Source organism: Avibacterium paragallinarum, from assembly GCF_011765605.1.
In the GTDB taxonomy this organism is placed as follows: Bacteria; Pseudomonadota; Gammaproteobacteria; order Enterobacterales; family Pasteurellaceae; genus Avibacterium; species Avibacterium paragallinarum.
Genome location: NZ_CP050316.1, coordinates 538,523 through 563,605, shown reverse-complemented (window position 1 = coordinate 563,605; position 25,083 = coordinate 538,523). Strand labels below are relative to the sequence as shown.

At 39.2% G+C, this 25,083-nt stretch carries 20 protein-coding genes and 1 pseudogene; 7 read left to right on the top strand and 14 right to left on the bottom strand.

Annotated features, from left to right (window positions below; all coding sequences use genetic code 11):
• Positions 1 to 32: 32 nt before the first annotated feature.
• From HBL79_RS02850 to sstT, 3 genes are all read right to left on the bottom strand, one after another.
• A complete protein-coding gene (locus HBL79_RS02850; RefSeq protein ID WP_046097416.1) occupies positions 33 to 1,100 on the bottom strand; it encodes a porin in 1,068 nt (355 codons plus the stop codon).
• Between the two features lie 272 nt (positions 1,101 to 1,372).
• The gene (locus HBL79_RS02845; RefSeq protein WP_035685801.1) at positions 1,373 to 2,485 is read right to left on the bottom strand and encodes a porin; all 1,113 of its coding nucleotides are present in this window, start codon (positions 2,483 to 2,485) and stop codon (positions 1,373 to 1,375) included.
• Positions 2,486 to 3,018: 533 nt separating this feature from the next.
• A complete protein-coding gene (gene sstT, locus HBL79_RS02840) occupies positions 3,019 to 4,263 on the bottom strand; it encodes a serine/threonine transporter SstT (protein WP_017805756.1) in 1,245 nt (414 codons plus the stop codon).
• A 326-nt stretch (positions 4,264 to 4,589) separates the two neighbouring features.
• On the opposite strand from sstT, the gene HBL79_RS02835 reads away from it, so the two are divergent.
• Together HBL79_RS02835 and HBL79_RS02830 are read left to right on the top strand one after the other, a co-directional pair.
• Positions 4,590 to 5,024 carry a LexA family protein gene (locus HBL79_RS02835; protein ID WP_017805757.1) on the top strand — a complete coding sequence of 145 codons (435 nt, stop codon included), beginning with the start codon at positions 4,590 to 4,592 and terminating at the stop codon, positions 5,022 to 5,024.
• 146 nt (positions 5,025 to 5,170) lie between these two features.
• Positions 5,171 to 5,425: a DinI-like family protein gene (locus tag HBL79_RS02830; protein WP_017805758.1), complete on the top strand. Its 255-nt coding sequence runs from the start codon at positions 5,171 to 5,173 to the stop codon at positions 5,423 to 5,425.
• Positions 5,426 to 5,605: 180 nt separating this feature from the next.
• On the opposite strand, the gene pgi is transcribed toward HBL79_RS02830, so the two are convergent.
• The 4 genes from pgi to HBL79_RS02810 form a co-directional block, all read right to left on the bottom strand.
• Complete coding sequence (gene pgi / locus HBL79_RS02825; RefSeq protein ID WP_035685804.1) at positions 5,606 to 7,252, bottom strand: glucose-6-phosphate isomerase; 1,647 nt, start codon at positions 7,250 to 7,252, stop codon at positions 5,606 to 5,608.
• A 283-nt stretch (positions 7,253 to 7,535) separates the two neighbouring features.
• The gene (gene alr, locus HBL79_RS02820) at positions 7,536 to 8,618 is read right to left on the bottom strand and encodes an alanine racemase (protein WP_035685807.1); all 1,083 of its coding nucleotides are present in this window, start codon (positions 8,616 to 8,618) and stop codon (positions 7,536 to 7,538) included.
• A 4-nt stretch (positions 8,619 to 8,622) separates the two neighbouring features.
• Positions 8,623 to 10,038: a replicative DNA helicase gene (locus HBL79_RS02815; protein WP_017805761.1), complete on the bottom strand. Its 1,416-nt coding sequence runs from the start codon at positions 10,036 to 10,038 to the stop codon at positions 8,623 to 8,625.
• A 224-nt stretch (positions 10,039 to 10,262) separates the two neighbouring features.
• Positions 10,263 to 10,850, bottom strand: coding sequence for a VOC family protein (locus tag HBL79_RS02810; protein WP_035685810.1), 588 nt, complete (start codon positions 10,848 to 10,850; stop codon positions 10,263 to 10,265).
• Positions 10,851 to 10,940: 90 nt separating this feature from the next.
• Between HBL79_RS02810 and argS the strand changes: the two genes are divergently transcribed.
• A complete protein-coding gene (argS, locus tag HBL79_RS02805) occupies positions 10,941 to 12,674 on the top strand; it encodes an arginine--tRNA ligase (RefSeq protein WP_035685813.1) in 1,734 nt (577 codons plus the stop codon).
• Positions 12,675 to 12,891: 217 nt separating this feature from the next.
• Here the strand turns inward: argS and modC are convergent.
• The 3 genes and pseudogenes from modC to modA form a co-directional block, all read right to left on the bottom strand.
• Positions 12,892 to 13,572, bottom strand: a pseudogene (gene modC, locus HBL79_RS02800) (molybdenum ABC transporter ATP-binding protein); the annotation flags it as partial.
• The gene (gene modB / locus HBL79_RS02795; RefSeq protein WP_035685819.1) at positions 13,559 to 14,281 is read right to left on the bottom strand and encodes a molybdate ABC transporter permease subunit; all 723 of its coding nucleotides are present in this window, start codon (positions 14,279 to 14,281) and stop codon (positions 13,559 to 13,561) included. The gene modB and the pseudogene modC, both read right to left, overlap by 14 nt.
• 29 nt (positions 14,282 to 14,310) lie before the next feature.
• Positions 14,311 to 15,075, bottom strand: coding sequence for a molybdate ABC transporter substrate-binding protein (gene modA / locus HBL79_RS02790; protein ID WP_035685822.1), 765 nt, complete (start codon positions 15,073 to 15,075; stop codon positions 14,311 to 14,313).
• Positions 15,076 to 15,270: 195 nt separating this feature from the next.
• On the opposite strand from modA, the gene HBL79_RS02785 reads away from it, so the two are divergent.
• Together HBL79_RS02785 and gltS are read left to right on the top strand one after the other, a co-directional pair.
• Positions 15,271 to 16,059, top strand: a complete 789-nt coding sequence (locus HBL79_RS02785) for a TOBE domain-containing protein (protein WP_035685825.1) — start codon at positions 15,271 to 15,273, stop codon at positions 16,057 to 16,059.
• 188 nt (positions 16,060 to 16,247) lie between these two features.
• Complete coding sequence (gene gltS / locus HBL79_RS02780) at positions 16,248 to 17,453, top strand: sodium/glutamate symporter (RefSeq protein WP_035685828.1); 1,206 nt, start codon at positions 16,248 to 16,250, stop codon at positions 17,451 to 17,453.
• 82 nt (positions 17,454 to 17,535) lie between these two features.
• On the opposite strand, the gene HBL79_RS02775 is transcribed toward gltS, so the two are convergent.
• Together HBL79_RS02775 and HBL79_RS02770 are read right to left on the bottom strand one after the other, a co-directional pair.
• The gene (locus HBL79_RS02775; RefSeq protein WP_035685831.1) at positions 17,536 to 20,541 is read right to left on the bottom strand and encodes a chondroitinase family polysaccharide lyase; all 3,006 of its coding nucleotides are present in this window, start codon (positions 20,539 to 20,541) and stop codon (positions 17,536 to 17,538) included.
• Between the two features lie 13 nt (positions 20,542 to 20,554).
• Positions 20,555 to 21,619, bottom strand: a complete 1,065-nt coding sequence (locus HBL79_RS02770) for a porin (RefSeq protein ID WP_035685833.1) — start codon at positions 21,617 to 21,619, stop codon at positions 20,555 to 20,557.
• Between the two features lie 298 nt (positions 21,620 to 21,917).
• Here HBL79_RS02770 and HBL79_RS02765 point away from each other — a divergent pair, with 298 nt between their 5' ends.
• Together HBL79_RS02765 and HBL79_RS02760 are read left to right on the top strand one after the other, a co-directional pair.
• A complete protein-coding gene (locus HBL79_RS02765) occupies positions 21,918 to 22,724 on the top strand; it encodes a sulfite exporter TauE/SafE family protein (protein ID WP_035685835.1) in 807 nt (268 codons plus the stop codon).
• A gap of 11 nt (positions 22,725 to 22,735) precedes the next feature.
• Complete coding sequence (locus HBL79_RS02760) at positions 22,736 to 23,284, top strand: Crp/Fnr family transcriptional regulator (protein WP_035685837.1); 549 nt, start codon at positions 22,736 to 22,738, stop codon at positions 23,282 to 23,284.
• 43 nt (positions 23,285 to 23,327) lie between these two features.
• On the opposite strand, the gene bioB is transcribed toward HBL79_RS02760, so the two are convergent.
• Together bioB and thiQ are read right to left on the bottom strand one after the other, a co-directional pair.
• Positions 23,328 to 24,341 carry a biotin synthase BioB gene (gene bioB, locus HBL79_RS02755; RefSeq protein WP_035685839.1) on the bottom strand — a complete coding sequence of 338 codons (1,014 nt, stop codon included), beginning with the start codon at positions 24,339 to 24,341 and terminating at the stop codon, positions 23,328 to 23,330.
• A 51-nt stretch (positions 24,342 to 24,392) separates the two neighbouring features.
• Complete coding sequence (gene thiQ, locus HBL79_RS02750) at positions 24,393 to 25,034, bottom strand: thiamine ABC transporter ATP-binding protein (RefSeq protein WP_035685841.1); 642 nt, start codon at positions 25,032 to 25,034, stop codon at positions 24,393 to 24,395.
• Between the last annotated feature and the right edge of the window lie 49 nt (positions 25,035 to 25,083).

Here is a 25,083-nt window from a genome sequence, read left to right as displayed (position 1 = left end):
GGTTTTTCTGTAAGTTAAGGTTGATTTCGCAATTAGAAGTAAACGCGTAAACCTACACCATAACGGTTGTCTTTGGTTTTTGTTCTACTTCTACTGTCAGCGTCTGTATCTCTTGCTTGTGCAAATTGTACGTAAGATACAACGTTTTTAGAGAACTCATAATCTGCACCAACAATGTATACATTTTGTAGTTTTTTGTCATATGCACCAGTAAGTCCTTTTTTTGCATTACGTTGCCATTGTACAAACACTTTTGATACTGGTAACACTTGATACTCAGCAGCAACTAAAAGACGACGATATTTTGCAGTATCTGCTAAATTTTTAGCGTGACTTTGACCATATTCAACACCAAATTTTGCATCACCCAAACCTAGTTGAGTTGCTAAACGCCAAGATTTTCTAGGGTTAGCATAGTCGTCTGGATTATCTTGATATGTGTTATCATATTTTTCAACAGTGTAACCTGCATTCACGTTCAAGGTTACACCACCAAAATCCGCCCCATAGAATGCACTTACACCATAACCATTTTTAAGAGCAACCGCATTCTGATGTTTCTTCGCTTCACCAAAGACATAATCTGCACCAAAGCCTAATGTGTGCCCTTCAGCAATTTGGAAATCTGCAGAACGGAAAGAAACTGCTTTTTTACCACCAGTAAGGAGATTATTATTTCCACCTAAGAAATAAGCATTATCATTTAATTGAACAGCGTCACCAGTCGTATCTTGTCTACCAAAAGAAACACGACCTACCCCTTCTTTTTCAAGAGCTAACCATAATTTGTTTGCTACTGGATTACCAAAAGTATTTGTCGCTGCATTTGAGTCTTCAAATACACCCTCTTTAAAATCATCAAAACGTAAACGAGCATAACCTAAGGCTTTGAAACCATCACCTAAATCTTGTTGTGCGGTGAAGTTAATGCGAGATTCGTTATTACGTAAGTCAGTGCGTTGTTGTTTACTAAATTTACCTAATACTACATCAAAGTAACCACCCACACCAACTTGTGTGCCTTCATTGCTGTACACTGTTGCTGCGCTTGCTGAAGTTGCAACTGCGGCAACTGCTAATGCTAATAATGTCTTTTTCATAATTGAATCCTTTTCAGAATTATAAAGTTGTTATAACAAATTTAGAACCAAGTTGAAACTTTAAAGAAAATAAAATATCCAACTTCACTTCTTTCGAAGTTGGCAACATCTTAACAAAAAATATGCAGGTGTCAAAGAAAATTCCTAAAAAGCTCATTTCATTTAGTGATCAAGATCACAATTTTAAATAAAAAATTTCCTCTACTTACTTCTTTATGCAAAAGAACCCCATTCACAACAATCTTGCGAACGGGGTCATAAATAACGTTAAATTAGAAAAGCATACGAACACCTAAGCCAACAAGACGGTTTGATTTCCCGTTCTTGTTAAGTATTTTTCCATCTTTATCTGTGACTTTTCCTTTTCCTCCTTCAAGATAAACAGCAACGGTGTTAGTAAAACGATGATCAACCCCTAAAGCCCAACCTGTCATTTTGACCACATCGCCATTTGCTTTCTTTCCTTTTCCAAAATAGTATTCACCATACACGGCATTTTGTTTAGTGGCATCAACTTTCACGCCAACCAAGAATCGATCATTTTTATTTAATGCTAAACCGCCTACACTGCCTCCAATTTTTTGGAAGCCAATCCGAGAACTTTCTGCTTTTTGATTTCCTTTTTTCCCTGCTTTTGCAAATGCCCAGTCAATACCAAAGGTTACAATGGAATGTTTCACATCTATCCCTAAACCACCACGTTTGAGTTTAAACTCATCTTCTTTTTTACCTGTTGAACTATGGGTTACTTCTGTATAAGCTGATCCTGCACGAACATTTAATCCATTAAACTTGCCATCATAAAATACGCCGAAACCGTAGCCTTTTCCTTCATCTGCTTTTGTTTCACCACTCGCCCCTGAGATTGCACTTGATTTCGAACTATCTGCATTCCCAAAATAATAATCTGCAGACACCCTCACACCATTAAATGGTACAGAAATAAAATGTGCTACTTTACTATGTGCATCAAAAAAAGAGTTCGCCCCTAAATCATAAGAATAATTTGCTTTCGGGACAAGATCACCTAAATGGAGTTGTTTACCGAAAGTTAATTCCCCTATGTCTTTTTGTTTAATTCCTGCAAAAAAGCGGTGGGCTCTTAAGTCAGATCCAATACTTTGTTCTGAGCCATCTTTCTTAGAAAAACGAAACTCAACAGCCCCATAGGTAGAAAAGCCATTGCCAATTTCTTGAAAAGCTCTTACGCGGACACGAGAGCCTGCATCTTGCAAATCAGAACGTTTACCTGAATCATTACGTAATTCAAAATGCATACGACCATCAATATCAATTTTCGTACCTTCTTTTTCATAAATGACCGCAGCATTTGCTGCACTTGAAAACATTGTTATTACAGCTAAAGCGATAAGTGTCTTTTTCATAATAAATTTCCTTTTAATTGAGCTATATATAAAGAAAAATAAATTTTTCTTATCTGATATTTTACTAAATAACATATCAGATGTTCGGAAATATAAACGATATCATTCTGTCTGTCAAAATTATGTCCCACCGCCCAAATAGACAAATAATAATATAAAAATCAATTAGTTATAATATTTTTCATTAAATATTAATGATGTATATAAAGAGAATACTTTCAGTTTAAATACTCACTTTTGCTTTAACTATTTTATAACCTTATGAATTATAAGTATTTTCTTTATTTCTAACTAAAAAAGGAAAGTTGCATAAAAATCTGCTCACAAGCTGGTACTTTTTTTAATTCCGTGATAAATATCACATTTTATCAAATTCAAAACAGCAAATTTTCTCTAATTGTATCAAAAAGCTACCTTATACATTGCTTACTTTTTAAGAGGTGATAAAAATAAACCTACGATAAAAATCGTAGGTTCTTTGAAATGTTTATCATAAACAGTGAAAGACAAGTTGTTTTGTAATTAAAAATCACTTACCCTTGTTTTGCATTTTCTTCTGCGATGCAAGCTGCCGCAGTAAATACAACATCCGTTGAGGAATTTAATGCGGTTTCTGCTGAATCTTGTAGCACCCCAATAATAAAGCCCACGCCCATTACCTGTGCTGCAATGTCGTTAGAAATACCGAAAAGACTACAAGCAAGCGGAATAAGCAACAATGAGCCACCTGCAACACCAGAAGCTCCGCAAGCACAAACACTAGCTACTACGCTTAATAGTACGGCAGTTGGGATAGATACTTCTACACCTAAAGTATTCACTGCTGCTAACGTTAATACGGTAATGGTTATCGCAGCACCAGCCATATTGATAGTTGCCCCTAATGGAATCGAAACAGAATAAGTTTCTTCTTTTAAATTCAAACGTTTCGCCAATGCCATATTCACTGGAATATTAGCAGCTGAACTACGCGTAAAGAATGCCGTTAATCCACTTTCGCGTACGCAAGTCCAGATAAGTGGATATGGATTACGTCGGATTTTCCAATAAACTAAAATTGGGTTCACCACAAATGCAGTAAAAAGCATAGCTCCAATTAATACAAACAATAATTGGATATAGTTCAATAATGCCCCTAAGCCTTTATCCGCAAGGGTTTCAGCCACCAAGCCAAATACTCCAATTGGTGCAAAGCTAATGATGAAGTAAACAATTTTTGAAACACCTTCAGAAAGATCGTTCATCACATTTTTGGTCGTATCAGAAGCGTGACGTAATACCACCCCTAAACCAATCGCCCAAGAGAGAATTCCAATAAAGTTAGCATTAAATAAGGCATTAATTGGGTTATCCACCACATTTAACACTAATGTGCCTAAAACTTGCGAAACCTCACTTGGTGGTGTTAACGAATTATCTTGAGTTTGCAAAGCAATCTCTGTTGGAAATGCAAAGCTAAATAACACCGCAGTTAATGCAGCAAGAAATGTACCTAATAAATATAAAATCACCACAGATTTCATATTACTTTGTGCCCCAATACGTTTGTTGGCAATCGCAGAAATTACCAATAAGAAAACTAAAATCGGTGCAACAGCACGCAATGAACGGACAAAAACTTTACCTAAAAAGCCAACTTTTTCCGCTATACTGAAACCTAATACGCCTTGCAAGCTGGGCGAAATTAATGCGATAAGCAAGCCTAACAGTAAACCAATAGAAATACGTTTGACTAAGCTTCCTTGAAAAAATAGTGAATATAAACGAGATGTGTTCATAATAATTTACAATGTTGTGTCTAAACTGAGAATGCTAACGGATATTGCAATCGCAGATTATTGTTAATATTTGGATCTAATTCAGCTCCCCCTAGCGTTATAAAGATAGCCTAAATTTTTATGAAAGAAAATATAAAATCGGAAATTTCCCCCTATTATTCACATAAATAATGAAATTTTTTCTAAAAAATTAAATAAAACATATTCCCTTCTAAAATGTTTCTTTTATATATAGAAAAAATTTTTACTTTCCCCTATTGACCAACTGTACAAAACAACAGTATCATAGAGCTGTATAAACAACCAGTAAACTTTGGAGAACTACGATGAATTCTTTCACCCAACAAGTTCAGCTATCTTATCAGCCAATGCCATTCCTAACAGACAATGGTTCCTTTGCCTCTACATCAAATAGAAAACTTGATCTAAACCTTTACTGTATTAAACACCCACAAAAAACTTGTTTTATCCAAGTGACTAACCCCCATATGCTCGCTTGGGGAATTGAAATCGGTGATATGCTTGTTGTTGAGAAAAGTGAACACCTAAGCATAGGAGATTTAGTGGTAATGGAACAAGATCATAAATTCTGCATCTATGAGTTTGTTGCCTATAGTGGGAAAGAATTCATTTTCCTCCCTCTTGATGCGAAAATGAATAGCATAAAATGCGATAAATGGGCAACACTTCCTATTATTGGGATAATTACTAATACTATTCATCAAATAAAATCTAACAAGAAAACAAGATTTGCAGCTTAGCTTATAAATAAAGTGCGGTGTAAATTTTTAGCATTTTTACTAATATTTTCGTTTAAATTTAAAAGGTCGTAAAAAGTAAACATCGTACAGTAAAGCAAGCTGAGATCATTTCAAAATTAAATAACCATAAAACAAGAGAGGATACAATGAAACAATTAGATATTCGTTTTATGAAAGAAAATGACAAAGCACGCCAAGAATACCAACTAAAAATCATTGCTAAATTGCAAGAAATTTTACCCAAAAAAATTAGTGAAAAATTTGACGACGTTCAAATTCGTATTCGCTTTTCTAGTGCAGCTGGCGTAGAGATTTCTGGCTTTAAAAATAAAGAAGAAAAAGAACGCCTAATGGAATATTTAGAAGAATTGTGGAATGATAATTACCTATTGGAAGACTAGCATTTAATAAATTCATCTACATAATACCTCTCGTAAACGCTTCCCCAAATACGAGAAAAATGATATTTATCACAATATCACTATTTAGTAATGAAAAAACTGCTTTTAATGCAATATTAAAAGCAGTTTTCTATGATGATTAAATGTGATTAATTTTCACACACCTTAGGTAACACCATTTTAACGCCACGCCTTATACTGATTGATCAACCCATTAGTTGAACTATCGTGGCTGGTAATTTCGTTGTTATTTTCAAGCTCTGGTAAAATGCGGTTGGCGAGCTGTTTACCAAGCTCTACGCCCCATTGGTCAAAGCTGAAAATGTTGAAAATTACACCTTGCGTGAAGATTTTGTGTTCGTACATTGCAATGAGTGCGCCCAAGCTAAATGGGGTGATTTTTTGCAATAAGATTGAGTTGGTTGGTTTGTTACCCGTGAACACTTTAAACGGCACGATGTCTTTCACTTCTTCAAGGGTTTTGCCCGCTTTGACAAATTCCGCTTCCACTTCTTCTTTGGTTTTGCCGAAAGCAAGGGCTTCAGTTTGGGCGAAGAAGTTAGACAATAATTTCAGATGATGATCTGAAAGTGGGTTGTGGGTTTGCGCTGGAGCAATGAAATCACAAGGAATTAAAATTTTACCTTGGTGAATTAATTGATAGAACGCGTGTTGTCCGTTTGTCCCAGGTTCGCCCCAGATAATTGGGCCTGTTTGATAATCCACCACTTTGCCATCACGTCCCACATATTTTCCGTTTGATTCCATATTGCCTTGTTGGAAATAAGCAGCGAAACGGTGTAAATATTGGTCGTATGGTAAAATCGCTTCGGTTTGTGCACCAAGGAAATTGGTATTCCACAAGCCCACTAAGGCAAGGGTGGCTGGAATATTTTGTGATAATGGCGTGTTGCGGAAATGTTTATCCATTTCGTGTGCACCCGATAATAACGCTTCAAAATTTTCAAAGCCAATAGAAAGGGCAATAGATAAGCCAATGGCTGACCATAAGGAATAGCGTCCGCCAACCCAATCCCAGAATTCAAACATATTTGCGGTATCAATGCCGAATTTTTCCACTTCTTTTGCGTTAGTAGAAAGGGCGGCGAAATGTTTTGCGATGTGAGCTTCTTCTTTCGCACTGGCTAAGAACCAATCACGGGCAGAATTTGCGTTGGTCATTGTTTCTTGGGTGGTAAAGGTTTTTGATGCCACTAACACAAGGGTGGTTTCTGGGTTCACTTTTTTCAAAGTTTCCGCAATATGCGTGCCGTCCACGTTAGACACAAAGTGCATATTGAGGTGGTTTTTATAAGGACGCAAGGCTTCCGTTACCATATAAGGCCCTAAATCCGAGCCGCCGATGCCGATGTTAATCACATCAGTAATGGCTTTGCCTGTGTAGCCTTTCCATTCACCTGAAATCACGCGATCGCAGAAAGATTTCATTTTCGCCAGCACCGCATTCACTTCTGGCATTACATCTTTGCCGTCCACTAATACTGGTGTATTTGAGCGATTACGAAGTGCGGTGTGTAAAACGGCACGATTTTCCGTGCGGTTGATTTTTTCCCCAGTGAACATTGCTTCTGTGGCTTCTTGCAAGCCACATTTTTCTGCTAATTGACGTAATAACCCTAAAGTTTCTTGGGTAAGGTTATTTTTTGAGTAATCCACCAAAATCTCGTTATCAAAGGTTAAAGAATAATCTTTAAAACGATTCCGTTCTTGTGCAAATAGTTGCTGGATTGTAGTTTCGCCTAGGTTGCTTTTGTGTTGTTCTAAGGCTTTCCACGCGTTAGTGGTAGTTGGGTTGATGTTTTTCATTTGAGTTTCCTTCTTAATAGTAAAATAAATTCAAATTTAATCAGTTAAATAACCTTATAGCAATTCAGGTTTCGCCCTGAAGGGCAACCTACTTTTCTTTGCTTGTGCAAAGCAAAGTAGACAAAAGAAACACACCCTTGCAGCGTTGCTTTTCCTCATTCCAGTCAAATTTTTCGGGCGGCGAAAAAAGGGATTTTGCTTCGCAAAATTACAATTTTTTTCGCCTAAAAATTTAACTTCCATTCGGGCAACGCTGAAAGGGAACCCAAAATGCTACACATATTTAATCAACATATTCCGTCAAAACTCGTGGGGTGAGTTTTGTTATTAATTCATAACTTAAAATGCCGCTTATTGCTGCGATTTCTTCGATAGGCAATTCCTTACCCCATAAAATCACTTCATCGCCCACTTGATCTTGGCTGTCTGCCCCAAGATCCACCGTGAGCATATCCATTGATACTCTACCCACAATCGGCACACGGCGACCATTAAGATAAACGGGTGTTCCCATTGGCATATCTCGCGGATAGCCATCGCCATAGCCAATGGCGACTACGCCAATTTTGGTGTCTTTTTCGCTGATCCATTTTCCGCCATAACCCACAGGTTCGCCCTTTTTATGCTCACGCACAGCGATCAGCGAGGAGGTGAGCGTCATCACGGGAGTTAAGCCATATTCTTGGCTCGGGGTATTATTGGGGGAAATGCCGTAGAGAATAATCCCCGGGCGAATCCAATCTAAATGAGAATCTTGCCAGAATAAAATTCCCCCTGAAGCGGCGATACTTCGCTCCCCCTCTTTGCCTGCGGTAGCTTGTAAAAAGGCATTCAGTTGTTTTTGCGTATAATCGGATTCCATCTCATCGGCTCGGCTAAAATGGCTGACAAAACCAAAGTGCGGTTCGATATTTTCACATTTTTCTAATTGTTGGCAAAAATACGCTACCTCATCAAGTGCTACACCAAGGCGGTGCATTCCCGTGTCAATTTTCAGCCATACTTTAATCGGATTTGGCAATTTCGCTTGTTGTAACGCCTGTAATTGTTCCGCGTTATGCACGATGGTTTGAATATTATTCACTGCCAAAATAGGCAAATCTTTGTCGTGAAAGAAGCCCTCCAACAATAAAATCGGCTTGGTGATGCCGTTAGAGCGTAAAGTGAGGGCTTCTTCAAGCCGTGCCACGCCGAAGCAATCCACCATATCTTCTAAAGCAGCAGCCACAAACGCCACGCCGTGTCCATAAGCATTAGCTTTCACCACTGCAATCACTTTGCTTTGCGGGGCTTTTTGCTTAATAATCTCAATATTTTGTTTTAATGCCTGTGAACTAATTTTTGCCGTTGCGGGTTTTACATTCATTTTCCTACTCGTGAATATACTCAGGTTGGTCTAACAAATTATCAAAACGCGAATATTGCCCTTGGAATTTCAACCGCACTCGCCCAATTGGTCCATTACGCTGTTTACCGATAATAATCTCAGCAATCCCCTTATCTTCTGAATTGTCGTTATAGACTTCATCGCGATAAATAAACATAATCAAATCCGCGTCTTGCTCAATAGAGCCAGATTCCCGCAAATCGGAATTGACGGGGCGTTTATCTGCACGGTTTTCCAAGGTACGGTTGAGCTGTGAAAGGGCAATCACTGGCACTTCCAACTCTTTCGCTAGGGCTTTCAATGAGCGAGATATTTCCGCAATTTCAAGGGTTCGGTTATCAGAAAAGGCTGGAGCACGCATTAATTGCAAATAGTCCACCATAATAAGGCTTAAGCCACCGTTTTCACGATACACCCGCCTTGCTCGCGAACGCAACTCCGTTGGCGTAAGCCCTGAAGAATCATCAATATATAAATTCGGTTTTTGTTTGAAAATGCCTAACGTGCTACCAATTTTCGACCAATCCTCATCATCTAGCCCTTGCCCTGTACGGATCTTGGTTTGATCCACGCGGGAAAGAGAGGCCAAAGAACGCATCATAATTTGTTCGGCTGGCATCTCTAAACTGAACACTAGCACAGGTTTATCACTCGCCAAGGCGGCATTTTCACATAAATTCATCGCGAAAGTGGTTTTCCCCATTGAAGGGCGGGCTGCCACGATAATCAGATCCGAAGGCTGTAACCCTGCGGTTTTTTTGTCCAAATCAATAAACCCTGTGGTAACCCCTGTTACCCCATTGTGGGTTGCACTTTGGCTCAAGGTTTCGATTTTATCAATGGTTTTTCCCAGAATTTCGATAATATTCTGCGGGCCTTCGTTTGATGTCGTCCGCTTCTCGGCAATGGCAAACACTTCACGTTCCGCTTCGTCTAAAATATCTTTAGAATCTCGCCCTTTGGTTTGATAGCTCATCTCCGCAATGCGGTTACTGACCCCGATTAACTCGCGTAAAATCGCTTTTTCTCGCACAATGTCGGCATAAGCAATAATATTCGCCGCACTCGGCGTATTGTTGGAAAGCTCCGCTAAATAGGCAAAACCGCCCACTTCTTCGCTCACACCACGATTTTTCAAGGCTTCATCAAGGGTTAATAGATCCACAGGTTGATTTTGACGGATCAAATTCATAATTTCTTGGAAGATCAAACGATGTTCAAAAGTATAAAAATCGTCCGCGATAATCCGCTCAGCCACCGCATCCCAATGGGTGTTAGTGAGCAACATTCCGCCGATCACCGCCTGCTCCGCTTCAATGGAATGCGGTGGAACGTTGATTTGTTCTATTTTTTTATCTCGAGCAACATTTTTTTGCCCAGAGGAAGGTTGTTTTGCCATAAATTACTTTTACATCACACTAAAATTTACCGCTTATCATATACCAAATTGCAGTGGGGTTTAAGTAAAAGAACGGGGAAATCCAATTTGTAAAAAAGAAAAGTACTTTATACTGAAATATTTTTCTATCTGTATCAAAAATCTTAATTATTATATTTAAAACTAAATGCAAAAAGAAAATAGCTCAATTTTGAGTATAGTTCCAATTAGATAGAATTTTTGATCTAAGAAATAACTACTCTTTTGATATGATAAGGATGTACTTTAATACAGCAATGATGCCCCTCACTATTCACAAAACTCACAGCAATAGAAGGATTTGCTAATGTTTCCCCCTCTACTTTCGGTGTGCTTATTTTAATGCTCACCTCTGATATTTTATTCCATAGAAAATAAGAATTTATGCGTTCAATCCATTCATTTGTTGTTTCCTTAGGCAAAAAAGGAATAACCACCTCAATATGTTCCCACCCTTCTTGTGGATATTGTTTATTTTTGGGAAAAGGCAGCTCGATAACATCAACAAGCTGATTAGCAATTATTAATGGTTTATCAAGCTGAATTAGGTAGATTTTTCTTCCATTCACCAAATTACTGCTCAAAATTTTACCGCACTTTGTTAATTCACTTAGCCAACGCTGTGCAGACTGTTCTGTATTTACTCGCACGGCTATGTGGTCAATTTCATAATTTTGCAATGGTAATGCCATTTTTTTGGCAAGCTGTAAAATATTTTGCTCAAATTTGACAAATGCATTGTGAGAAAAGAAAGGATTTTCAAATAAAAAAGTACTTCGTTCTGATGTTGTCATATTTTCTTACTTTATTTTTTGTCTTAATAAGGAAAGAACGGTATCATAACGAATTATTTTATTTCCACAATTTAAAATTAAGGATAAACCGTGAATATTCAATCCATTTTATCTGACAAAATTAAGCACGCAATGCTCCAAGCGGGGGCTGATGAACAATGCGAAGCCCTAGTACGCCAATCTAACAAACCACAATTTGGCGATTATCAAGCTAATGGCATTATGGCAGCAGCGAAAAAATTGGGTTTAAATCCCCGTGAATTTGCACAAAAAGTACTAGAACATCTTGACCTTAGCCCTATTGCCGACAAAATTGAAATTGCAGGCCCTGGCTTTATTAATATTTTTCTTTCACCAAGTTGGCTTGCGGATAACGTGCAAACCGCATTAAAAGACGATCACCTTGGCATTCACACGGATAAAAAAGAAACCATCGTGGCGGATTATTCTTCACCTAATGTAGCAAAAGAAATGCACGTTGGGCATTTGCGTTCAACCATTATTGGTGATGCCGTAGTGCGTACCCTTGAGTTTTTAGGGCATAACGTGATCCGTGCGAACCACGTTGGTGACTGGGGAACGCAATTCGGTATGCTTATCGCCTATTTAGAAAAAATGGAAAATGAACACGCTAGTGAAATGGAATTAAGCGATTTAGAAGCCTTTTACCGTGCAGCGAAAGAACATTACGACAACGATGAAGCCTTTGCTGAAAAAGCCCGCGGTTATGTGGTGAAATTGCAAAGTGGCGATGAATACTGCCGCGCAATGTGGAAAAAATTGGTTGATATTACAATGCAACAAAATCAACGCAATTACGATCGCCTAAACGTTACCTTAACAGAAAAAGATGTGATGGGCGAAAGCCTGTATAACCCAATGCTCCCTGCCATTGTAGAAGATTTAAAAGCGCAAGGATTGGCCGTGGAAGATGATGGTGCATTGGTGGTTTATCTTGATGAATTTAAAAACAAAGATGGCGATCCAATGGGCGTGATCGTACAGAAAAAAGATGGTGGATTTTTATACACCACCACAGACATCGCTGCCGCCAAATATCGTTATGAAACCTTAAAAGCCGATCGCGTATTGGTATTCTCGGATACTCGTCAAAGCCAACATATGCAACAAGCGTGGCTGATTACCCGCAAAGCAGGTTATGTGCCAGAGAGCTTCCAATTAGAGCATAAAAACTTTGGAATGATGCTTGGCAAAGATGGCAAACCCTTCAAAACCCGTAGCGGTGGTACAGTAAAATTAGCGGATCTTCTTGACGAAGCCATTGAGCGCGCAGATAAATTAATTAGCGAAAAAAGCACCGCACTTTCTCCTGAGGAAAAATCAGCCGTAGTGGAAGCGGTGGGAATTGGTTCAGTGAAATATGCGGATTTATCCAAAAATCGCACCACCGATTATGTATTTGATTGGGATAATATGTTAAGTTTTGAAGGCAATACCGCGCCTTATATGCAATATGCTTACACGCGTATTCGTTCCATTTTCAACAAAGCGGGTATTAGCCCCGCACAGCTTGCAGATGCACCAATCAAAGTGGTCGATGAAAAAGAGCGTGCTTTAGCCATTAAATTGCTCCAGTTTGAAGAAGCAATCCAACAAGTGGCAAAAGAAGGCTCACCACATATTCTTTGTGCTTATCTTTATGAATTGGCTGGCGTGTTCTCAAGTTTCTACGAACATTGCCCAATTCTTAACAATGAAGATGAAAGCATTAAACTCAGCCGTTTAAAATTGGCCTTACTCACAGAGAAAACCTTAAAACAAGGGTTGGATCTGCTAGGGATTAAAACCGTAGAGAAAATGTAATCTTATAAAACCTTTCCTAAAAAATACCGCACTTTAATGTGCGGTATTTTTTGCAAATATTTCTTCAACAAACAATCAAAAATACCATCTCATAACTTATGCCAAGAGGAGAGATTTCAGTTTCTTTTCATAAGGTTACAAAATCATCGCTATGGTTGTTTAAGTAAAAAATGGGGCTGGCGTAGATTGTCCCCAAAGATTATATTTATTCCGCCATTTTCCATCGCTTAAATAATGGGCTGTTTAGTAGGTTGTCTAAACGATCATAGGCTTTTACATTGCCTTGATCTAATAGCACAACCTGCTGAGCCAAACGCTGTAATTCCTCAAGGCTGTGAGTAACATATAAAATAGGAATGGAAATATCATGTGCGAGTTTGTCCAGATAATCCAATAATTCCCTTTTACGCGGAAGATCCAACGCGGAAAGCGGTTCATCCATTAATAACATATCGGGCTTGGAGAGCAAGGCACGTCCAATAGCAACGCGTTGTTTTTCGCCACCAGATAAGGTGATCGGGTAGCGTTTTAGCAAGGGTTCAATGCCGAGTAGTTGCACGACGCGTTCAAAGGTTTCTCCGTCAGTTCCCTTTTTCATTCCGTAGCACAAATTCCCCTTGACTCGATAATGCGGAAATAGGCGGGCATCTTGAAACACATAGCCCATTTTCCGTTGGTTGGGCGGGAGGCAAATTCCTTTAGCACAATTCACTAACTCACGTCCATTCAAGCGAATGTAGCCCGCGTCAGGCTGTAATAATCCGCTGACGAGGTTAATCAAGGTGGTTTTGCCCGAGCCAGACAAACCGAATATGCCCGTAACACCTTGATTTGGCAAGGTTAAATCCGCTGAAAAGTGAAGTTTGCCTAATGTTTTTTGTACATTAATTTCTAACATCGGATTGTCCTAAACGTTTTTGTGTGTATTTCGCAAGCCATTCGGAAAGCAATAAGGAAATGAGGGCAATCACAATGGCGATCACACATAAGCGAGCCGCTGCCCCTTCCGCCCCTGGTGTTTCAATAAAGGAAAACATCGCAAGGGGAATGGTTTGGGTAACTTTTGGAATGTTAGACACAAAGGTGATGGTCGCCCCAAATTCACCCAACGAGCGGGCAAAGCCCAAAATCACCCCTGCGAGGACACCGGGCAAAGCTAGGGGCAAGGTGATGGTAAAAAAGGTTCGTACGGTGGAAGCCCCTAGCGTTCGAGCGGCTTGCTCTAATTTAAAATCCACATTTTCTAAAGCTAAGCGAATGGATCGCACCACCAAAGGAAAAGCGACGATCGCCGAAGCCAATGCCGCCCCATACCAATTAAAGCCAAAGCTAAAGTCGAACCACTGCAATAAATATCGCCCAATGATCCCGTTTCGCCCCATTAAAATCAGTAACAAATAACCCACCACCACAGGGGGCAAGACGAGGGGTAAATGGATAATTCCGTTTAATAGCGACTTTCCCCAAAAATGTTTGCGAGCCAGCAACCACGCCACAAAAATGGCTAGTGGCAAGCCTGCCAAAACGGAAACCACCGCCACTTTCACGCTCAACGCGATGGCATTCAGTTCCCCTTGAGAGAGGTGAAAAAAATCCATTCCATTCATTACAAATTATCCATTCCACAAACGAGCGACTATTTCACCATAAAACCAAATTTTTGGAAAATCGCTTTTGCTTCATCCGATTTTAAATAGGCTAAAAACGCTTCGCTCTCAGGGTTATTATGCCCTGTAACAATGGCAGCGGGATATTCGATCGGAGCGTGCGAATCCGCAGGAAAGGTGGCAACCACTTTCACTTTTTGGCTTGCGACGGCATCTGTAGCATACACAATGCCTAATGGCGATTCCCCTTGCTCTACCAAAGCTAAGGCAGCACGCACATTGTTTGCTCGAGCCAATTTATCTTCAACCCCAGCCCATTGATTGAACGAAGTAAGCGCCTCTTGAGCATATTTCCCTGCAGGAACGTGTGCAGGATCGCCCACTGCTAAATAACTGCCATTGAGATCCGCTTGCCATTGCGGATTTTTAACATCAAGCTGTGCAATTTGGCTGTTTTTCGGTGCAATCATCACCAACGCATTTTGCACTAAATTGGTTCGTGTTTCAGGCACAATGCTATTTTTCTCTGCCAAAAAATCCATCCATTTTTGATTAGCTGAAACAAACAGATCAGCGGGCGCACCCTGTGAAATTTGGCGTGCCAACACCGAAGACGAGGCAAAGGAAAAATCAATTTCTTCCTCAGGGTGAGCTTTCAAATAGCTGGTTTTCGCCGCCTCCAACACATTCGTCATTGAGGCTGCGGCAAAAACCGTAAGTTTGGCTTGTGCCGAAACTGAAAGCATTGCACAAGCGGCAACGATGGAAAGCAGTAGGGTTTTAAATTTAAACATTTGTGTTTCTCCTTATTTAGCTATATAAATAAAATTATATAATGAGATAAAAAAGAAAAGCTACATAAAAAAGCCAACTTCCCGTAAAATATCACTAAATTTCCCCACTTTTAGCGGGATTAATGGACTAATTGCTCCTACGAAAGAAAAATGAATTCAGAGATACGCTAGAAAAGTTTAAGTAAGGAATAAACAATGCAAGACAGCGAAGTGCTACTCACCATAAAACTTCAACAACAGCTTTTTGTCGATCCCAAACGCATTCGCCTGTTGCGTGAAATCCAACAATGCGGTTCAATCAACCAAGCCGCCAAAAATGCCCAAGTGAGCTACAAAAGTGCGTGGGATCACCTTGAAGCAATGAACAAAATCAGCCCTCGTCCTCTACTCGACCGCAATATTGGCGGCAAAAATGGCGGCGGCACATCACTCACCCCCTATGCGTTACGGCTATTACAACTTTATGATTTACTTGAACAAACCCAACAACGAGCCTTTGAAATTTTACAAAATGAGGATATCCCCCTTGACAGCCTACTTTCCGCAACCACGCAATTCTCACCACAAAGCAGTGCGAGAAATCAGTTTTTGGGCAGCATAAAATCCCTTACACCCCAGCAATATTATTATGATGTTGAAGTGGAGCTGGCTCAATCTAAGCTACTAATGCACGTTTTTATCACACAACAAAGTGCGGTACGTTTACAGCTTGATTTAGGCAAAGAGGTGCTATTAATGGTAAAAGCACCTTGGGTAAAACTCGTTACTGATGTTGAACAATATGCTCAAAACCTTTTCAATGCAACGGTGGACAATGTTATTAATGGCAATCAACAACGAGAAATAGAACTTTCTCTCAGCGGTGAAAAAAATGGTAAAGAAAAATGCTATGCCAGTTTAACGAGTACCGAACAAATTCCTTCAACCCAATCTATTCGATGCCACATTGATCCTGCTCAAATTGTGCTACTGACATTAAACTAAGCAAAAAATACCACCTTTTTATAAAACAGAAAATGCAGTTGTAGAATATACAACTGCTTCATCTAAAATTTCCTAGCCTCTCTCATTGAGAGATCTCTGTCACAATCTTATAAATCTACACTTGATTTTCATTTTATTAACATTAATATAACAAAAGAACATCTTTTTCTTATCATTGGGAGGTTTCAATGCTCATCATTAAAGTAGGTATGTTCCAAACACTCGCATTAGCTGTCGTTGCTATCTATGTGGGAAAATTTATCCGAGAACAATTTCCCATTCTAAAAAAATACTGTATTCCAGCCCCTGTTATTGGCGGCACACTTTTTGCGATATTCACAACACTTTTCCACTCTTTTGAACTATTTTCGCTACAATTTGATTACAAAACCATTAATACTTTCTTTTACAATCTTTTCTTTGCTGCAATGGGATTCGCAGCAAGTACCGCATTATTGAAACGAGGTGGAAAATTAGTCCTTATTTTTAGCCTTTTAGCCGCCTTACTTTCTATTTTGCAAAATATTCTATCACTCGGCATTGGTATAAGCTTTGGAATGGATCCGCTTGTTGCGTTAATGTCAGGTTCTATTCCTCTCACTGGTGGACACGGCAATGCGGCTGCATTTGCTCCAATTGCCGAACAAATGGGGGCAAATGGAGCGATTGAAGTTGCCGTGGCAGCAGCTACTTTTGGCTTGGTCGCCGGTTGTGTGCTGGGCGGCCCATTAGGTCGAGGATTGATTAAAAAACATCAGCTTGCTGATGCCCCCTCCTCAAACACTGAGTCGCAGAAAAAAGAGGAACGCCCTTTACCTACACTGAGTTATCGTCATACTAGCCAAGCAATATTTTTGCTTTTAATCGCTTGCGGATTAGGGCAGACGCTTTTTTTCGTCACTAAAACCCTTTTCCCTAGTGTCAATATTCCTATTCACGTAATGAGTATGCTAGGTGGGTTACTTTTACGTTTATTCCTTGATAGAAATTCACGTGATCATTATGCCCTTTATGAAAATATTGCGATTATCGGGGAAGTTTCATTAGCCATTTTTGTTTCTGTTGTCATTACCACAATGCAACTTTGGAAATTAGCTGATCTTGCCTTGCCTTTACTTACCATATTATTACTCCAAGTCTTATTGTGTTATTTATTTTGTGTTTTTATTACCTTCCGATTATGTGGCAAAAACTATGATGCCGCCATTATCGCAACTGGACATTCAGGTTTTGGATTAGGTGCGGTTCCAGTTTCAATGACAACAATGACCGCGGTTTGTAATCGCTATCATTATTCACAAATCGCTTTCTTCGTTGTGCCTTTAATCGGTGGATTCATTAGCAATATCAGTAATGCACTCATTATTACATTTTTCCTAAATATTGCGGGATAATGCGAAATTAAATTTCAAATACGTAACAAAAAAACACCGCACTTTTAAAGTGCGGTGTTTTTTATTGCTTGTTTATTAATGGTTATTTCACTGCGACTAAATGCACTTTACAAGGTGTGGCATCAGTAGTATGAGTAGAAACCATTGTAGCCTTTCCTTTTAATTCAATGTTCGCACATTGACTCGCTTTCTCAAGTTTCCATTTTCCTTTTACCGTAACCGTAGAATACTGTGGTTGCGATGGGGATTTACGCCAAGAGCGAGAATAAATACTCACTTCCACTTGTTTGCCGTCTTTCACTTGATCTTCTTCAGTGCCTTGATAGAAAGCTAAATCCGGGTTCACAATAGATAAATCTAACGTATTTTTACCCTGCTGTGCCATTGCCATCAAAGGTTTATCTGCACCAAGTATTATTCCACCCACATCCTTTTGCAAAGCATCAAAATAAGCATAGCCTTCCTGACCACTTCGATTATCTCGGACAGCGTGCAGTTTGCTATTATGGGATAGTTTTTGATATGCCACACTTTCTTCCGATTTTGGCGTAATCAGTACCGCATATTCATATTTTCCATCTTTTGGTGCTTTGCCGTGTTCCAGTACAGCTGTCGCAAATTTTCCTTTAGTTGGCTTATCATTACGTTCATCAACAGATTCTTGATTTTGATAATACAATGTCAGCGTCTGTCCTTCAGGAACATAATAGCGGTTACCCGCTGGATCAGCTAAAGTTACAGGGCTTTGCATTTCCTGCACTGAACCTAAGGTTGCGATTGATTTTCCATTTACAAATATTGGCTTAAGATCATCCACATTATGTTGGAACAATGTTGTTTCTGTTTTGTGCTGACTATCTGCATTTTGAACATCTGTTCCCAACGCAATAATCTGATTATCAAACAAGAAATAAGATTTTTGTGCAAACAACGATTCTTGCTGATACTTACTATGCCCGCGTAATTTCATTGCATACATACTATTATTATGCAAATCTGTCCCACCGGCGTAAGTTTCTGTTGATAATAGCATTTCTTCAAGACCCGCTGAAGGAAGCTGGGCTAGCTTCGCCCGCAATTCGGCATAAGGGAGATGAATCGTGGTCGTCCCTGGAAAACGATTCCAATCCCAACCGTCATAGCGATAGCCACGATCATTAAAATGCTCAGGAATGATTTCTAATGCACCGTAAGACATATAACGTCCATATAAGTTATTTTTCTCATAGGATTCATTACCGACTAAATAACGGCTAAATCCTCGTGCAATGGCAAGCCAAGAAAGTTTTGGATCATCTTGGTGACGACGCTGAACCACCATCGAGGCGTAATTCATTGTCCAAGCTCCCGTAGGTTCTGCCGCAGCGGGAACACCTTCAAATTCCTCTTTATGTTCTAAGGCAGCATAAATAGAAGCAAAAGTGCGGTTAATTTTTTCGCCCGTTTTTTCATCTCCGATCAAAGCAAACCATTTAAATGGTGAAGAGGCGATAGAGAATTTTCCCGTTGGGTGACGTCCACTTATAACAATTGGGATATTGCCATTTTTAGTGTAAACCCACATTTTATACAGCACATCATCAAGACGTTTTTTAGCTTCTTGAGTGAGTGCATAAGGTGTTCCACTAATTGCATAAACAACAGGAGAAAGCCCTGTAAACGCATCTTTTCCATAGGCTGTATAATGCTGTGAATGGTGGAACATTGAACCATCAGGCTTAAACCCGCCGGCAACCCCTTGAGATTGTAAAACAGTCGTACTCAACCAATGAGAAAACTGTTTTAACAGCCCTGCACGTTGATTTTCATTAGGTAATAATAAAATACTTTTTAACATCCATTGCAGTTGCGTATTAAGAATATCTACATTGGCTTCTACAATACTGCTATCTGGTTCAAAAATGCGTCCAGCCCCACTAAACCACGCCATTGCACCCTGTGCTTGCTCAAGCAGTCCTTGCTGAGATAATAAATCCCTCATTAAGAACCAGGCATCAAAAATTTCTCGATTCTGATACCCCATATGGCTCACAATTTGAATACTGCTCCCTCGCACAAAACCTTGGTCAAATAGATAACGAGTCGCAAGTAAGAATTGATTTTCTAATTGCTGACGTTGTTCTGGCGTAAGTTCGCCCATTCGTAACGCTTTTGCACTTTCCAGCATCACTTTTCCTAGCTCTCTCATTGAAATGGAATTCAGTAAAAAAGCTTGCTCTTGCTTGCTAAATACCTGATCATTTTTCATAAATTTTTGACGAGCAGGAAAATCTAAGATTGCCCCTTGAATTACCCCATCTTTTTCACTGATATTAAAAGCTTGGTATTTTTTCAAAATCGCTGAAAAATCCACCGCACTTTTCTTCGTTTCTGAAATATTGAGTACTTGTTCAAAACGCTGATAAATACTTTCAATTTTTGGATCAGAATGAAGTTTGGCATTAAAATCTAAATGTGGGTAAATTTGGCTCAAACGTTGATCATTCATTAATAAGGCATTCCAGTTTTTATTTACTGCGGTACTTGCCGTTGGATTAACAAAATCTGCTTGATAATCAGGAATCGGGTAGCGATTATCTACAGGGACATTAAATAAAAGCTGATCTAGGTACAATGTTCCTGCTTCATTCGGTGCTGTAATTACGAGTTTATCTAAAGACAGCACTTTTCCACCAGGCATATCACGAAATGGTACTGCAATACCTCGCCAGCCAGTAAAGTCTAAATTGATTTTGAATGACTTTTTCACTTTCCCCTGTTGCTCAAAATCAAATTGTAAAGGCTGTTTGAACGGCTTATCATTGTAAAGCCACAACATAAAAGTTTGTGGCAAAATTGCATCATCTTTTGATAAATCAATTTGTTGGTTGAAAACCAATTCACTTTTAGGCTGAAATTGCCAGCGTAGAGATTGTCGCCCATCTTTATAACGCAATTGGCTTGGTGCAACCTGCCCGCCATTAATAGTCATAGAATCAGGGAGTTTTTCCCCCTCAAAGAAATCCCAAACATAGTAATTTGCACTTGCCGTTCCCATCATTAAACTAGCAGTCAAAAAAGTTAAACGAGATAATAATGTGACTTTCATATTTTACCCTTACTTAAAATAGCAAACGGAAACCCGTATAATATTGATTTACATATTTATTATGTACATTGATGTCACCAATATTGCGATCTCTTGCAAATTCAATAAACGTGATGAAATTTTTAACAGGTCGGTAATCTACCCCTAAAGTATAGCCTTGGTTAATTTGTTCGCCCCGTTTCTCATAACGGAATTGACTATAGCCTGCAAAGTCAGCTGTAACGAAATATTTTGCTGCCAGAAAATGTCTTTTTTCTTTGACTTGTTTACTATCGAGATAGCTGGCATATTGCAAATCTTTCAGCTCACCATAATTATATGCGAACTCAAAATCACGATATTTCACCTCTGCTGTAACACGCCAAGCATCACGATGTATATTTTGTCCAATCCATTTTTTATTTACTCCCGTGCTATCTGGAGCGGAGAATTCATAACTGTCATAATTATCACGGGTATACCCTGCTCTAAAACGAATACGCCAATCATCATTTAATTTATTTGTATAAAATAAAGCGAGACCATAACCATTTTGCAAATTCTTTTTGGAATTCATCTTCTTAGTTGCTGAACCCAATAAATAATCGGCTCCAAATTGAAAACCCGCAAACTCTATGGTACGGAAATGAATTCCTTTTTCCATTGCAGCTCTAAGCGGATTACGTCCGCCGCCACCTAATTGCCAGTTACCAAACATCACTGCATCACCATTAGTTGCAAAGCGTCCAAAATATAAGCGTCCAATTGATTTTTGCTCTACACCCAAAAATAGTTGCCCAACACGAGGATCACCAAAACCAGAATGATTACTCCCACTCGAATCTTGACCATTAAAAATTATTCTCGTTTGCCCGATTAATTTCCAATCTTCCCCTAGTTTTTGACCAAACACAAAATCTATTCGAGAACCACGATCTCGTAAATCCGTACGTTGCCCCTCTGTGTTGGCTAGCATTGGTCTAAATTGTCCATTAATTTGCACACTTGTCCCCTCTTTTTTATAAATTTCTACTGCATTTACTGTAGTTGCAGTGACGGATAAGAGAGATAATGTCAGAAAAGAAAATGTCTTTTTCATATAAAAATAATCCTTATTCTTTATGGATAAACACAGGCAAATTTCATCATTCTGTGACGAATCTGAACCTTTCGTATTATGTTCAAACTGGTTAAAACAACATAAAAAATAACTAGAATTGAGCATTCCCCCTAATGATATGAAAAGCATTTATTAATAAAAAGAAGAAAAATACAAAAACAAGATCTAGATCACAAAAATATTAAAACAATATTTCATATAATTAATTATGATACTGATCATAAGTACCACACTGCTTAATATTTCATAATAGAAAGAAAACAGAACAGGAAATGCTATGGATCTCTTTCTGATTTTCATTCTTATATTATGCGGTGCTCTAACGAATCTCATTTCAGCATTATTTGGAATTGGTGGTGGAGTGCTTATTGTCCCTATACTGCATACTCTCTTCCCGAATATGCCTATACAAATGATCTCTGCTACCGCTCTTACCATTGTGATGGGCTCAGCACTAATTAACCTTTGCTACTTCTATAAACTAAAAATTTATATTAACAAAAAGAAATTACTGCTTTGGTCTCTCTGTATGATTGTTGGCGTTCAGATGGGCTTTTACCTTAGCTTTAATGTTTCCGACAATCTTATTATTACTGTTTTTATACTTGCATTGCTTACCCTTTCAATTAAAACATTCTTTCCATTTAAACGTAAAGGGCAAACGCACAGAAGTGAGCCAATAAATGACAATTTTCGTGGTAGTTTTTTTTGCTTTTTCGGCGGAGGAATTGCTGGGCTCACAGGAATTGGTGGAGGATCAATTATGTCTCCCCTCCTAAGCCAGCTTCCTAGTATTAATATAAAAAACGTTGCGGTTTATACAAATTATATGATGGTCATTGGCGGTATTGGCAATCTCTATGGCTACCTAAGTAAAACACCCGACTTTTTTATTCCCAATTCATTTCAGCTAGGCTATGTAAATTTTTCTATTGTATTTATTATGGTATTAAGCTCCTTTGCTATGAGCTTCCTTAGTATGAAAATCCGAGGGATTCTCAAAGACGAACTTGCAAATAAACTCTTAGGTATCATACTATTTTTACTTGCTTTATATATGCTGATACTAAACTGGCTTAAATAGGAAAATAAAATATGGATATATATCGTGATTTCAATCAATGTCAGCTCTCCAATTCATATAAAGTAGAGAAAGGTATCCCTATCTATCATCAAGGAGATACCGCCCAATCGTTCTATTTTATTCAACAAGGTTTAATTGGTTTATATCACACCCTTGAAAATGGCAAAGAAAGCCTTGTTAGAATTTATAAGTCAGGCGATTATTTTGGTTTTCGCACGCTATTTGGAGACAAAAAATACCACTGCACAGCAAAAGTATTAATGGAAGCGGAAATCATCAAAATTACTCCACTGAATATTGATCATTTTTTCTTAGAAAATCCTGCAACTATCCGTTTATTATTTCAGCTATTATCTAATGAACTAAGAGAGGCTGAAGGTCGTTTAGCAAAAAGTGCGTATTTAAAAAGCCTAGATCGGGTAATAGATAGTATTTATTTTCTCAAAGAAAATTTTCCTGAATATCATTGGACGCATCGAGAAATCGGGGAATATGCTGGTTGTGAAACAGAAACCGCCATTCGAATCAGCCGTGATTTACGCAAAAAGAATTTATTGTAATCCATAAAAATAGCAGCCTTGATGCTGCTATTTTTGCGGAGTATTATGCGTCTTCTTTTACCCAACGATTTTCCTCTGTTTCGGGTTCAAGATCGAGTTTCGCCATTAACAGTTGATCACCGTCTTCCTCAGGGTTTTCGGTAACAAGCAATTTATCGCCATAGAAAATGGAGTTTGCCCCTGCCATAAAACACATTGCTTGCATTTCTTCTGACATGCCTTGACGACCTGCGGATAAACGCACATAGCTTTTCGGCATTACAATGCGAGCCACGGCGATGGTACGCACAAATTCCGTCCAGTCTAATTCTGCCGCTTCCGCTAATGGCGTGCCTTCCACTTTCACTAATTGGTTGATTGGCACGGATTCAGGTTGCGGATCAAGATTTGCAAGGCTGGCAATAAAGGCCGCACGCTCTTTGCGAGTTTCGTCCATTCCCACAATGCCACCACAACACACTTTTAAACCCGCCTTACGCACTTTGCCAAGGGTATTTATCCGATCATCAAACTGACGCGTACCAATGATTTTTTCGTAATGTTCTGGAGCGGTATCAATGTTGTGATTGTAATAATCCAAGCCCGCATTTTTCAGATCTTCCGCCATTCCATCTTGCAATAAACCGAATGTACCGCAAGTTTCTAGGCCAAGATCTTTCACCGCTTTGATGATCGTGGTGATCTTTTCAATATCCTTAGGTTTTGGCCCTCGCCACGCCGCCCCCATACAAAAACGGCTCGCGCCACGAGATTTCGCCACTTTGGCTTTTTCCACAATTTCTTCAATATCAAGCAGTTGCTGATTTTGTACGCCCGTGTGATAACGAGCCGATTGCGGGCAGTAACCACAATCCTCTGGGCAACCGCCCGTTTTAATCGACATTAAGGTGGAAAGTTGAATGGCTCGCGGGTTGAAATTTTCCCGATGTACCTGTGCCGCACGATACACAAGCTCTAAAAAAGGCGTTTCAAATAAGGCTTCCACCTTACACACCGACCAATATTCAAGGGTTGGGTGCGGTGTGAGTGAAGGAATTTGAATGGTTGTCGTTGTCATAAAGTATCCTTGTTTTAAAAAGTGCGGTCTATTTTAGACATAATTTTTCCGTTATGGTAATGATTTATTGCAAATCCTACCATTTTGCACGGAAATAATGCGATCAATTTTACCTTTAAGCTCATCGGGCTGGTGCGTAACAATAAGTAGGGTTAATTTTTTTTGCTGGCATAACGCATCTAATAAACTCAGCATTTCTTGCCGTAACGCGGGATCTAAGGCGGAAAAGGGCTCATCGAGCAATAAGATCGGTTTGTCCCGCAATAAGCAGCGTGCTAAGGCGACCCGTTGTTTTTGTCCGCCAGAAAGGGCATTGGGTGAGCGGGTTAAAAAATCTGCTAAGCCCACGGCATTCGCCGCCGCTGCCACTTGGGATTTTTCTTGCGAGTTTAGGCTCAAACTTGGTTTTAACCCCAAGGCAATATTTTGTTCTACAGTGAGATGTGTGAACAAATTATTATCCTGAAACAGCATCGAAACAGGGCGTTGATAAGGGGCGGTGAAGGTGTGATTTTGCCCGTTGAGCCAAATTTCCCCTTTATCCACCAGTTCAAAGCCCGCGATTAAATTGAGCAAGGTGCTTTTGCCCGCTCCACTCGCACCAATAATCGCCACTTTTTCTTGAGCCTGAATGTGCAGTTGAAAGTGCATTGTTTGGTTGGGGTAATGAAAATAGCTATCTAGTTTAATCATTCGTGATCCAAATAGGTTGAAATTAATCTTAACGCCTTTTATCGCGTGA